We start from the raw sequence: 12,782 nt of genomic DNA on the forward strand, positions 1-12,782 counted from the left end.
CGGCCGAAGCCGTGGCGGTGGTGACCGCTGGGCGATCCGGAGCGAACTATGCCTTCGAGACCACCAGCATCGAGGTGGTCGTCGTGAACTCCTCCTCGATCTCCTCGTTGCGCTTGTAGGTCGCCAGGCTGACGATCACCGCGGTGAGAAGGGCGAAGATGAAGCCGGGAAGCAGCTCGTAGAGGTCGAAGAGGCCACCCTCGCCTGCGCTCCAGGCGAAGACGGTGATCGTGCCAACGACCATGGCGGCGAGGGCGCCCCACGCGGTGAGCTTGCGCCAGTAGAGGCTGAGGATCACGATCGGGCCGAATGCCGCACCGAATCCGGCCCAGGCGAAGCTGACGAGGCCGAGGATCGAATCGTTCGGGCTGATCGCGAGCAGTGCGGCGATCAGTGCGACGGCGAGCACGCAAGCCCGGCCGAGCAGCACCAGCGTCTTCTCGGAGGGCGTGTCCTTCTTCAGCACCTTGTAGATGTCTTCCACGAGGGCCGACGAGCAGACGATGAGCTGGCTCGAGAAGGTGCTCATGATCGCGGCGAGCACTGCGGCGAGCACGAGGCCGGCGACGAGCGGGTGCAGCAGCGCCTGCGACATCATCAGCACGATGGTCTCGGGATTCGACAGGTCGATGTTGTTCTTCGAGACGTAGGCGATTCCGATGAGGCCCGAGAAGACGGCGCCTACCAGCGAGACGATCTGCCAGCTGACGCCGATGCGACGAGCGCTCTTCGCCTCCTGCGGGGTGCGCAGAGCCATGAAGCGGACGACGATGTGCGGCTGACCGAAGTAGCCAAGCCCCCAGGCGAGACCGGAGAGTACACCGATGATCGTGGCGGAGGTCAAGCCGGTACCGCCGAAAACGTCGAAGTGCGACGGGTGCAGCTCGCCGACGAGAGACATCGCCTCGCCGAAACCGCCGACGGAGACCGCTGCGGCAACCGGCACGACGATGAGTGCGACGACCATCATGAGTCCTTGGACCACGTCGGTGAGCGAAGCACCGAGGAAGCCGCCGAAGAGGGTGTAGCCGAGGGTCACGACGGTGACGATGACCATGCCCCAGATGTAGTCGCCGTTGAAGGAGCTCTCGAAGAAGACACCGCCGGCGACCATGCCCGACGAGACGTAGAGGGTGAAGAAGACGAGAATGATGAGACTCGACACGATGCGCAGCGAGCGGCTCTTGTCACGCAGACGGTTCTCGAAGAAGCTCGGCAGTGTGATGGAGTTCTTCGACACTTCGGTGTAGGCGCGCAGGCGGGGTGCGACGACGAGCCAGTTGAGGTAGGCGCCGAGGGTGAGGCCGACGGCGATCCAGCCCTCGATGAGGCCGGCCAGGTAGATGGCGCCGGGCAGACCCATGATGAGCCACCCCGACATGTCGGAGGCCCCGGCGCTGAGCGCGGCGACCCACGGTGGCAGGCCTCGGCCCGCGAGCATGTAACCTTCGTGGCCCGACGTGCGACGGAAGGCGATGTAGCCGATGAGCAGCATGGCGGCGAAGTAGACGCCAAGCGCGATGAGTAGATATGCCTGGTCAGACATTGTGAGAATCCCTTTCTGAGGGTGTGCTGCAGGAGCGGTGATGGCCGCGAAACCTGTACAGCCTCTCACGAAATCGGGAAAATCTCAGCTTCAGGGCATACAAGAGCTTCGACAGTGGGAACTGCCGGGCGCTCGGGAGAGCGAAATCGCGGCATTCACCGCACTGCTCGAGAGGTCACGAACCCGTGGGCTCCGACTTGCTCGGGCGCAGAATGAGCTCTTCGATCGACGCGGTTTCAGGCATCTCGAGCAGGGTGCGAATGATCGGGCGGAAGGACTCCACGGGGATGTAGTACTCCTCGCCGATCTCGCCGCGACTGCTGCGCATGTTTCGTCCCAGTTCGGTGAGCACCCATCCCGGATAGAGCGAGGTGACGCGCACGCCGTGCTCGCGCTCCTCCTCGCGCAGGCAGTCGGCGAGGTCGCGGAGGGCGTGCTTCGTCGCAGTGTAGGGCTCGCCTCCGATGTACGACATGCGGCCCGATCCTGAATTGATGAACACGAAGGTGCCGCGACCCGCTCGCATCGCCGGGATCAGGATGCGCGTGAGTTCGACGATCGACAGGAAGTTGATCTCGAAACTGCGGCGCCAGTCTTCACGGGTGAGCGTGTCGATGCGCCCCTCTTCTCCGATTGCCGCAGCGTGTACGACGAAGTCGAGCTCGGAAGTGTCCAGTTCGCCGAAGGCCTGCTCAAGGTCTGCCTCGGCGAGATCGATGACGAGCGACTCACCCGAGGGGATCTCTGCGAGGAGGCTGCGGAGATCATCCTCGTTGCGGCCAACGGCTATGACGTGGTGAGTGCGGCCGAGCTCCAGTGCGATCTGGCGCCCGATGCCCTTGGAGGCGCCGGTGACAATTGCGGTTCTCATATCTCTCTTCTCTGTCGTGATGCTCTGAACTGTAACCCGCTCGATGTCGGATTGTCCGACTTCTCTGAGATCCACGGAGCGGTACGGGATCTGCTCATGTACGTCTGCGTGCGTCCCATATCGCCAGAGCAGCGACGCCCAACATGGTCAGGGTACTCAGAGCGATCGATCCCGACCATCCGGCCGCGGTGAACACCATCCCGCCCAGTACACTGAACGCGCTCGTGCCGATGTAGAAGCTGAGCGTATAGAGCGCGGGCGCTTGACTCGCAGCGGGGGTACCTGCCGCGCGGAGACCGACAAGTCCGTTAGCAATGCCGTGAGCACCGAAGAACGCACCGGTGAAGATGAACACTGCGACGACGGTGACCGGAAGTGACGGCACCAGCATCAAGAGCAGCGAGGCGATGGTGATGCCAGTGCTCGCGAGCAGCACTGTCGTCGGTTGCACGCGACCCGCGATTCTCCAGGCCACGGGTGAAGCGACCATCGCTGCCAGATATGAGAGGAAGAGCCAGGATGTCTGGGCAACGCTGAGCCCGAATGGCGGATGCTCGAGATGAAAAGCGATGAAGTTGAACACAATGGTGAAGCCGCCCATGAGCAGGAATCCCTGCATTAGGAGGACTGCGACACGACGATTGCGGAGGTTCTGCAGCGCTGCCCTGATCACAGGGAGCCCCGGCCCGGGGGACACACGAGTACGAGGTACTACGACGAGAAAGACGAGGCTGGCGATCGCCGAGAGCACAGCAACCGCCAGCATGCCGCCAACCCACCCGAACGTGTCGGTGAAGAGTCCGGCCGTGAGGCGTCCGATCAGGCCGCCGAGGGCATTGCCAGCAATGAACGCTCCTACTGCCGAGCCGAGGTCCTTGGGTCGGACCGTCTCGGTGAGCGCGGGGATCGCTATTCCCGGTAATCCTGCGAGGGCGATACCGGTCAGAAAGCGCATGACGAGCAAGGCGCCGATATCGGAAACGAACGGTGTCGCAAGACCGAGCACCGAACTCGCAACAATCGCGATTCGCATGGCCGAGACTCGCCCGATACGGTCAGAGACTCGCGCCCAGGGAAGCACGGCGAGAGCCACGCCAGAGGTCGTGACGCCCACGCTCCACGACGAGAGCTCCGGAGTGACGCCCAGGTCAGCCGCGATTTCAGGAAGTATGCCCTGTGGGGAATACATCTGGGCGAAGGTCGCAATAGCGGCGCAGAAGGCTGCTATCAGGGCACGACGGTAGGTGGCGCTGCCTCGGCTGACACGGAGGTCATCTGCCTCATCATCTGCCCCGTTGTCTGCTGAGCCCGCTCGTGCCACAGCTGCACCTCCTGCGATCTTCACCGATGCGCTCATTTTTCGACTCGATCACCCGGGAGGGAATGTCACGGTCGCATAACTACTCTAGGTCAGGACGAAACGATATTTGCAAAAGAAGAATTATGCATTTATCGTATTGGACGGTTGGTTCGCTCTGGGCCGACAATCGACGATGATTTGAAGGTGGATCGATGACTGCTTCCCCGCTGATACTGCGCAATGCTCGTGTACTGGATGTGCGCTCAGGTGAGTACCGCGAGGCGGACGTAGTGATGAACGAGGGGCGGATCGAGAGCATCGGTTCAGCGGGCTCGCTGCCGGCAGAGGCTGAAGAAGTCAACGCAGCGGGTAAGTACCTGCTTCCGGGCCTGATCGATGGTCACGTGCATGTGGCTGCCTCCACGGCCGCACTCGGCGCACTCGAGACGATGTCGCCCAGCTACGTCGGCCTGACGGCCTCTCGCATGATGAAACAAATGTTGCGCCGCGGCTTCACATCCGTTCGAGATGCCGGTGGCGGTGATTTCGGCCTCGCACGCGCTCAGGAGGAGGGGCTGATCACGGGATCGCGTCTCTTCTACTCTGGCTCGGCTCTGTCGCAGACCGGTGGTCATGGTGATTTCCGGGACGCCGGCGACAACTCTCGCGTGCACTGCTGCTCCCATGTCGGCCGCATCGCGGATGGGGTCCCTGCAGTTCGAGAGGCCGCTCGCGAGGAGATTCGTAAGGGTGCCACCCAGATCAAGATCATGGCTTCCGGCGGCATCGCGTCATTGACTGACCGTATTGATTCGACCCAGTTCTCCGCCGAAGAGATCTCCGCTGCAGTAGAGGAGGCTGAAGCTGCGAATCTTTACGTCATGGCGCACGCATACACGCCTCGCGCCGTGAACCGCTGCCTCGAGCTCGGTGTGCGTTCGATCGAACACGGCAATCGCATCGATCAGTCGAGCATCGACCTCTTCCTGGAGAAAGATGCCTATCTCGTACCGACGCTCTCGACGCACTGGGCTCTCGTCGATGAGGGACTCAAATTCGGCATGCCGCGCGACGCATGGGAAAAGGTCGGTACGATCTTTGAAGAGGGTCTCGAGAACACTCGTCTCGCTGCTCAGGCCGGTGTGAACATCGCCTTTGCAACCGATCTCCTCGGCGGTATGCAGCGGCACCAGGGATACGAGTTCGAGATCCGTGCCCGAGTGCAGAGCAACCTCGATGTCGTGCGCAGTGCAACGGTGGTCGCGGCAGAGATGATGCAACAGTCCGGGCAGCTCGGTGAGCTGGTCGAAGGCGCTGTCGCCGATGCGGTGTTGCTCGACAGCGACCCCTTGGCTGACATCTCGGTCCTCTCCAACTTCGAGGAGCGTGGAGGCCAGGTCATTCAGGCCGGCGTCCTCGTCTAACCTCTCCCAACGTTCCAAATCAGTTCAACAAATCAAGGAAGATGATGATGAAAAAGAAGATTGCGCTCGCGGGTATTGCCGCGTTCTCGCTGCTGATGGTCGGCTGCTCTGGCGGCGGCTCGGATGCCGGAGGAGATTCGGTCACGGCGAGAGTCGTGCTGCCGCTGCCCTCGGAGAATGCCGAGATGCGTGGGCTCATTGAGGACATCTCTGCCGAGCTCGAGCAGACCGCGCCGAATGTGACGATCGATATCGTCGGTGGACCTGAAGTCGTGCCCGAAATGGATCAGACTGAAGCTGTCTCCAACGGCGCGTACGACATGACACTGGTCGGTACTGCGTATGCCGAGGGCTTCATGCCCGGCATCTCTTCGGCGATGCTGACGCCGAATACTCCCACCGAAGAGCGTGAGGCAGGTACGGCTGATCTTTTCAACGAGATCTTCTTCGAGCCGCACAACATGACGTACCTCGGCATCCAGCAGACGAACATTCGGGCCGAGTTGTTCCTGAACGATGAGACCTGCGCGAGCTTCGATCCTGAGAATCCCAGCCTGGATGGCAAGGTCATTCGTGGCGGCGACCAGTATGTTGAGGCAGTAGAGCACCTGGGCGGCTCGATCGTGAGCATGCCGGTCGGTGATATTTACAACTCGCTTGAGCGTGGTGTCATCGACGGCTATGGAGGAACCGCCATCGGTGTTCCGTCGTGGGGCACTGCCGAGCTGACCGGGTGCCGCATCTCGCCGTCTTTCAAGTCGATCCCCTTCCTCCTCGTGGTGAACAACGACTGGTGGAACACCGTCGACGAGGATACGCAGCAGGCGATCGAGGAAGCCATTGAGAACTCCGAAGGTGCCCTCGAAGCCCGCTACGACGAGATGAACGAAGAAGCGTATGCAACGCTCGATGAGGAGGGCGTCAAGGAGATCGAGCTGTCGCCCGAGGCATCCGAGGAATTCACGAACGCGATCTATGACGGGGCCTGGGAGCGTATGATCTCCGCGAACCCCGAGGTCGAGCGCCTGCGGGACCACTGGCAGGGCTGAACCACGTAGCAGCGAGACCGGGTGGTGTCGAGCAGTCGCTCGGCACCACCCGGAATGCCCTGTCGATGAAGACATGAACGAAAGAAGGAAGCCAACGCGTGATCCGCTCTATCTCTAAGAAGATCTTGCAGGGGGCCGCCGGTATCTCGACGATACTCGTGCTTATCCTGCCCATCGCCATCATCGCGGATGTGCTTTCACGTTCGCTATTCAACAAACCCATCGCAGCGGTGTTCGAAGGTACGCAGTACGCCATGCTGTGGATCCCTTTGCTCGCGGCGCCCCTGATCACTCTGGCCAACGAGCACATTGTGGTCGACCTGATCGACGGGCTCTTCAACAGGAAGCACGGTGCCCTCATTCGGACTGTGATCCAGATCTCAAGTGCCGCAGTGTCGCTCGTAGCCGTGGTGGTTCTCGCAATCATGGCCTGGGATTCAGTGATTGCAGCAATTGAAGCCGGCACCAGAATGACGACTACGCTGCGCCCGCCCCGATGGATCATCCAATCCATCCTTCCCGTGTCGATGACCCTGACAGCGGTCGTATTCGGTCTGCTGCTGACAACGGCAGCGGGAAAAACCATCCAGCGTAAGCGCTCCGCGGCCGAAGCCGCGGGTGAGAAGTAAGGCGATACAGACATGGAATGGTATTTCACCCTTGCATTGATCCTCGGTGCGCTGCTCGTCTCCTTGATGGTGCTGCGCCTACCCGTATTCGTGGCGCTGCTCGGTATCGGAGTGGTCGTACTTATCGGTGAGTACGGCTGGGCCGCCGCGGCACGTCAGGTGCCTCTCGGTTTCGCATCGAGCCTTTCGTCTTATTCACTTGCGCCTGTCGTGATGTTCTTCTTGATGGGAGAAATTCTCTTCAGGGCGGGGATCGTGGAGCGCGCGATCAACGCGATCACGCTCTCGCTCAACCGAGTGCCCGGTAAGCTCGCCGCAAGTGCCACCGTGACGGGTGGCGTGCTCAGCATCGTTTCCGGTTCGTCGACGGCGACGACCGCTCTGCTCGGTAAGAACCTGGTGCCCGAGATGGAGAAGCGCGACTACAAGCCAGGCTTGACTCTCGGGTCAGTCATGTCTGCCGGCAGCCTCGCGATGATCATCCCACCGAGCACCACCGCGGTTGTGCTTGGCGCCACGGCGAGCATTCCAGTGGGTCCGCTGCTGGTCGCGGGAATCCTTCCCGGAATCCTGATGATCATCGGCTACCTGATCGTGCAGTTCGTCTGGGTGTTCGTCTTCAAGGGAGACGGCAAAGAGCGTACTGAGGTTGCGGGCGCCGACCGTCTGTCCTTCTGGCAGCGCACGAAGGCCCTGCCGGGAGCTCTGCTTCCTCTGTTGGTGGTTTTCGCCATCGTTCTCGGTCTCATCATGTTCGGTATTGCGACCCCGTCGGAGTCTGCGGCATTCGGCGTGCTTGCCGCGCTCATCGTCGCCCTGATACAGCGCAAACTGACGTGGAAAGCGCTCTGGGAGAGTGCGAAGTCGACCGCGATCGTGTCGGGTGCCATCCTGCTGCTGATCGGGGCGGCCGGAAGCTTCTCACAGGCTCTCGCAGCCAGTGGCGTACTGCCAGGCTTCTTGTCGCTCTTCTCGAACATGGAAGCCGCCTCTTGGGTGATCGTCGTGCTCCTGCTGCTGGTCGTCATCTTCCTGGGCATGTTCCTCGAGACGCTTTCGATCGTGATGATCACGGCTCCGTTCTTCGTGCCCATCATCTCGGCGATCGGCGTCGACCCGGTATGGTTCGGTGTGCTGTGGCTCATCGCGCTGGGTCTCAGTATGGTGACCCCGCCATTCGGTATGGAGCTCTTCGTGATGCGCCGTGTCGCACCGCAGTACAGCATGGGGACGATCTACAAGTCCATTCTCCCGTTCATTCTGTCGCCGGTGTTTACGATGGTCATCGTGTTCTTCTTCCCGATTCTCGCGACCGGGTTGACTGCGAAGTCGCAGTAGACGCGCCTCGCTGAACTCGAGCGCCTGCTCGATGACGAACGGCCCTCACAGCAATACAGAAGCTGCGAGGGCCGTTCGTCTATCTGCGTCGTGCAGTTCGGCGGAGCTGTCCGAGCCGGCGAAGCTGACGAGTTCGCCTAGTAACGATGCATGAGACCGAAACGATCCCACTCGGCCTCGGCTCGTTCCAGGGTTCGCGTGGATTGCTCAGGGTTGAGCGCGGCCAGTTCGGCGATGATGCCGTGAACCAATGCAGTCGCGGCAGTGAGCGAAGGGGAGAACCCGATCCCTTCAGTAGGAACTCGCACGACCTCTGTACAAATTGCTTCGACCTCGCCGGGGACCGTTTCTGCAAAGAGCACGAGCGGAATGCCGCGTTCGTGACATGCCTGGATCGTGTTGAAGGCTTGCGAATAGAGGCGCCAGAAACTGATGACGATGACGAGGTCATCGGGTCCGGCTGATGCGAGGGCGTTCGGAACCTGTGCCCCGTCACCGAAGAGTTGCACCTCGTAACCTTGCAGGCGCGCGGTGTGCTCGAGAATCGTGCCGATACCGTTGCCGCTGCCCGGAGCGACTACCAAGATATGACGGCTCCGTGCGATCGCGCGTGCGACTCTTGAGAGCTGCTCGAGATCGACCATTGCGGTAAGCGCGTTGACATTCTCGCGGTCGCGCGTAAGCGAGGCGTATGAGGGGCTTTCCTGGCCACCCTGTCGATGGGCTGCGACTTCAGTGGCGCTGAGCGAGGTGAGATACCGTGCGCGCAGCTCTTCCTGCAGCGCGGGCCACCCGGCAAAGCCCAAGGCTTGGGCCGCGCGTGTCACCGTGCCGATGCTCACAGTCGCCTTCTCTGCGACCTCCCGGATTGAGCCGTACGAGCCCAGCCTCGGATTGCTCGAGAGGGAGTGCAGCACCTGCGCAGACTTGCGTGAGAGCTGCTGCTCGGTCGCGAGGTCGCTCAGCCACTGCGACACAGTTATAGGGGGCTGCGGATCCATATGAGAGTTGTTCTTCCGTGACATCTTGACTGAGAACGGCGCAAAGCTGAGATACAACGAGGCTACAGGCAATCGTGCCGCTCGATCGTACCTCCGAGTGCTGCCTTTCGATGTGACTGTCTCGGGTGAAGGGAGGGCACTGAGGTGGGAATGTCCTTGTCCGTGTCTGCTTCATGCGAGCTGGGGCTTGCTAGAAGCAGCAGACCCGGACTCATTGCTTCCGTGCCTGTATTGAAATAGCCGCATCTGACGGAAGGAATTGCGGGCGTCGTTGCTTCTGCGAAGACGAGTTTGAGGATACGCATTGTCTCCAGAATTATTAAACGACTTTTTAAATTTATATCAAAATTGTTGCCTTTGGTGCATGCGGAGGTTACTGTCGAAACAGTCAATGATGACTGCTGGAAGGAGAGAACGGTGCGATTTGATAGAAGAAAACGTCTTGTCCGCGTGGGGGTGATCGCGGTCGGCGCCCTGGTCGGGCTCGTCGGCTGCACCACCGGAAGCGCTCCAGAGGGTGGTGGGTCATCGGTCGAAGCCGATGACCTCGAAGGCAAAGTGTTCCTACTGGCTCCGAACTCCCAGGTCACCCGCTTCGAGTCGTATGACAAGCCAGCGATGGAGGAGAAGCTTCAGGAGATCGCTCCCGGACTCGAACTAGTAGTGCAGAGTGCCGACAACGACCCGTTGCAGCAACTGCAGCAAGCGCAGTCCGCGATCACCCAAGGTGCGGTGGCGATCATCTTGGTTCCGCCGGTGCCGACCCAGGCGCAGAGCGTCGTCGAGGTCGCGGAAGCGGCAGACGTACCCGTCATCAACTACGCGTACGCGGCGAGCGAGAGCGAAGTCGACGCCTATGTCACCGTACCGTTCGAATCCATCGGCGAGGCTACCGCGAATCTACTCATCGAGAACGAGCTCGAAGACCGGTCGGAACCGCTGCGAATCGCAGAGGTGAAGGGGGATCCTTCATTCTTCTTCGATCAGGAGATCAATGCCGGGCAGGAGAAGACTCTCGCTCCCTACATTGACGACGGGTCGATCGAGATCGTCTGCAGCAACGACAACTTAGAGCTTTCGACGGAGAACGCGCGGACGGCTGTCGAGGGCTGCCTTTCGCAGCATGACGACATCGATGTGGTAACCGTTCACAACGACAGTTCTGCTCTCGGCGCCGTTGCGGCGCTCTCCGCGCAGGATCTGCTCGGCACGATCCCGATCTATGGCGGCTACGACAGCGAGCCGACAGTCGTCCAGCAGGTGCTTGCCGGCAACGTGAAGAACACGATGGTGCCCCCCTACGAAGTCATGGCCTCAAACGCGATCGAGCTCGCAGTCGCACTGGCGGGAGACGATGAAGCCGCGGCAGAAGCCCTGTACAACGGGGATTACGACATGGGAACTTCGACGGTGCCCGCGATCTACAACGAGAACGTGTTGATCACTGCGGATAACGTCGGTGTAGAGCTCGTCGATACAGGGATTCTCACTAGGGAAGAGGTCTGCGGAGGACCCGCCGAGATGAGCGATTATTGCGAAGGCGAGAGTTGATCGTGCGGATGACCGATGAACCCGCGGTCCGAACCGCTGTTCCGGCCCTGGAGCTCAAGAACATCGTCAAGCGTTTTGGCGGAGTGCTCGCTCTGCGACGAGTAAGCCTGAGCGTGTTCCCAGGAGAGGTGCTGGCTCTCGTCGGAGACAACGGAGCAGGAAAGTCCACGCTAATCAAGACCATCGCCGGGATCAATATTCCGGATGAGGGCGAGATATTCTGCGCCGGACAACTGGTGAAGATCACGAATCCCTCCGATGCGATCGATCACAAGATCCAAACTGTTTATCAAGACTTGGCGCTGTGCGACAACCTCGATACCGTGCAGAACCTCTTCCTCGGACGAGAGCTGCGCGGAAGCTGGTTCGCTGGGGGGCGGCTGCAGCGGGCGGCGATGGAGAGCCGGGCGCGCAGTGTGCTCTCCGACCTCGGAGTCGTCACCCTGAAGGATCTGGGCACACCGGTGGGAAACCTCTCGGGCGGACAGCGCCAGTCGGTGGCGATCTGTCGCTCCGTGCTCTGGGCGCCCGACGTCGTGCTGCTCGATGAGCCGACCGCGGCATTGGGAATCGCTCAGCGGCAGCAGGTGCTGGATCTGATCGAGCGTCTGCGCGAGGCGGGGCACGCGGTGATCGTGGTGTCGCATGATCTCGCGGATGTCGAGCGGGTTGCCGACCGGGTGGCGGTGATGCGTCTCGGCGAGAAAGTCGTGGAACTCGAACGGGACAGTTATACGCGAGCCGATCTGGTCGCTGCGATCACCGGTTTGACGACGGATTGAGGTGGAAACGATGACTCAGAAGAATTCTTCTACGGAAGCCCCGAAGTCCGGTCCGGTGCAGATCGCTGACCTTCGCGACGATCGTCGAGCGCGCATCCTTTCGGCGTTGGCGGGGAAGTACCGGGTCGTGCCGGTGCTCGTCGCCATTCTGGTGATGTGGCTTTTCTTTGCCGTGCAGAACCCAATGTTCCTCAGCCCCAGGAATCTGACGAACCTGTCCGTGCAGATCGTCGTAACGGCATTCCTGGCGCTGGGGCTCGTACTCATTCTCATCGTCAAGGAGATCGACCTCTCGATCGCCGCACTCAGTGCGGTCTCCGCTGGGACAATGGCGAAACTGCTGGTGGAGCTCCGCGTACCGGTGGTGATCGCGTTGGTGGCCGCGATCGGCGTGGGAATGCTGGTGGGGTTCGTCCAGGGGACTATCGTCGCCAGATTCCGGGCGGCTTCGTTCATCGTGACTCTCGCGATCTCACTCGCGCTGCAGGGAGTTCTGCTGGCCCTTCTCCCGCAGAGCGGCTCGATTGCACTTGCAGGAACTCCCGTGCAACTGATCGCGAACAGCTTCTTGACTCCGATCGTCGGGTTCGGGCTGGTGCTCCTCGGGGCACTGGCGGTGCTGGTGCTGACGCTGCAGTCCCGGTCGTACCAGTTGAAGCAGGGAGTCGAGAGTCCCCTGTTTGGGCGTGTGATCCTGCCGGTACTGGTGGTGCTCGCCGCCGGTTCGATCGTGGTGACCGTACTGAACCAAGATCGAGGAGTACCGACTCCGGTGGCCATTCTCGTCGTGTTCCTGGCAGTGATGGCGTACGTCACCACTCAAACTCGATTCGGCGTATACCTGTACGCCATCGGTGGCAATATCGAGGCGAGCAAGCGTGCGGCGATCAACGTAACCCGCATCAAGGTGTCAGCGTTCGTGCTCGCGGGAATGTTCGCGGCCATCGGCGGCATCATTTCGGCCTCGCAGACGCTGGGCGTCTCGGCGCAGAGCGGGGGCGGAACGCTGCTCCTCGAGGCCGTCGCAGCTGCAGTGATCGGCGGCGCGAGTCTGTTCGGAGGACGAGGGTCGGTCTGGGCCGCACTGGTAGGTGCACTGCTGATGGGAAGCATTGCGAACGGGCTTTCGTTGCTGAGCGCCTCTACGGAGGTCAAATTCATCGTGCAGGGGCTCGTGCTCGTCGCTGCGGTCATGATCGACAGCCTGCTCGTAGCCAAGGATAAGCGGGCATAGCGAAGGAGCTCGGTGGCAGAGGCGGTTAGCCGTCGCACCGAGGTATGGAAAGGGTAT

The 12,782-nt window shown here is 61.2% G+C and carries 11 protein-coding genes; 7 read left to right on the forward strand and 4 right to left on the reverse strand.

Annotation, left to right across the window (positions count from 1 at the left end; all coding sequences use genetic code 11):
• Positions 1–46 precede the first annotated feature (46 nt).
• The 3 genes from putP to ACUYV6_RS02060 all read right to left on the reverse strand — a co-directional run bounded on the left by putP (position 47) and on the right by ACUYV6_RS02060 (position 3,774).
• Positions 47–1,546 carry a sodium/proline symporter PutP gene (gene putP, locus ACUYV6_RS02050; RefSeq protein ID WP_449276978.1) on the reverse strand — a complete coding sequence of 500 codons (1,500 nt, stop codon included), beginning with the start codon at positions 1,544–1,546 and terminating at the stop codon, positions 47–49.
• A 175-nt stretch (positions 1,547–1,721) separates the two neighbouring features.
• Complete coding sequence (locus tag ACUYV6_RS02055; RefSeq protein ID WP_449276979.1) at positions 1,722–2,417, reverse strand: SDR family NAD(P)-dependent oxidoreductase; 696 nt, start codon at positions 2,415–2,417, stop codon at positions 1,722–1,724.
• 94 nt (positions 2,418–2,511) lie between these two features.
• Complete coding sequence (locus tag ACUYV6_RS02060) at positions 2,512–3,774, reverse strand: MFS transporter (RefSeq protein WP_449276980.1); 1,263 nt, start codon at positions 3,772–3,774, stop codon at positions 2,512–2,514.
• A gap of 155 nt (positions 3,775–3,929) precedes the next feature.
• On the opposite strand from ACUYV6_RS02060, the gene ACUYV6_RS02065 reads away from it, so the two are divergent.
• From ACUYV6_RS02065 to ACUYV6_RS02080, 4 genes are all read left to right on the forward strand, one after another.
• A complete protein-coding gene (locus ACUYV6_RS02065) occupies positions 3,930–5,141 on the forward strand; it encodes an amidohydrolase family protein (protein WP_449276981.1) in 1,212 nt (403 codons plus the stop codon).
• 47 nt (positions 5,142–5,188) lie between these two features.
• Positions 5,189–6,190, forward strand: coding sequence for a TRAP transporter substrate-binding protein DctP (dctP, locus tag ACUYV6_RS02070; protein ID WP_449276982.1), 1,002 nt, complete (start codon positions 5,189–5,191; stop codon positions 6,188–6,190).
• A gap of 98 nt (positions 6,191–6,288) precedes the next feature.
• Entirely contained in the window at positions 6,289–6,819 is a 531-nt protein-coding gene (locus ACUYV6_RS02075; protein WP_449276983.1) for a TRAP transporter small permease, read from the forward strand.
• Positions 6,820–6,831: 12 nt separating this feature from the next.
• Positions 6,832–8,157, forward strand: coding sequence for a TRAP transporter large permease subunit (locus tag ACUYV6_RS02080; protein ID WP_449276984.1), 1,326 nt, complete (start codon positions 6,832–6,834; stop codon positions 8,155–8,157).
• A gap of 137 nt (positions 8,158–8,294) precedes the next feature.
• Here the strand turns inward: ACUYV6_RS02080 and ACUYV6_RS02085 are convergent, their stop codons facing one another.
• The gene (locus tag ACUYV6_RS02085) at positions 8,295–9,158 is read right to left on the reverse strand and encodes a MurR/RpiR family transcriptional regulator (RefSeq protein ID WP_449276985.1); all 864 of its coding nucleotides are present in this window, start codon (positions 9,156–9,158) and stop codon (positions 8,295–8,297) included.
• A gap of 417 nt (positions 9,159–9,575) precedes the next feature.
• On the opposite strand from ACUYV6_RS02085, the gene ACUYV6_RS02090 reads away from it, so the two are divergent.
• From ACUYV6_RS02090 to ACUYV6_RS02100, 3 genes are read left to right on the forward strand one after another with little or no spacing between them, the layout of a single operon-like run.
• Positions 9,576–10,709, forward strand: a complete 1,134-nt coding sequence (locus ACUYV6_RS02090) for a substrate-binding domain-containing protein (RefSeq protein ID WP_449276986.1) — start codon at positions 9,576–9,578, stop codon at positions 10,707–10,709.
• 8 nt (positions 10,710–10,717) lie between these two features.
• Positions 10,718–11,491 (forward strand): ATP-binding cassette domain-containing protein, encoded by a 774-nt coding sequence (locus tag ACUYV6_RS02095; RefSeq protein WP_449276987.1) that lies wholly within the window; start codon positions 10,718–10,720, stop codon positions 11,489–11,491.
• A 10-nt stretch (positions 11,492–11,501) separates the two neighbouring features.
• Positions 11,502–12,725, forward strand: coding sequence for a sugar ABC transporter permease (locus ACUYV6_RS02100; protein WP_449276988.1), 1,224 nt, complete (start codon positions 11,502–11,504; stop codon positions 12,723–12,725).
• Positions 12,726–12,782: the final 57 nt, after the last annotated feature.

This window comes from Leucobacter sp. GX24907, assembly GCF_053567335.1.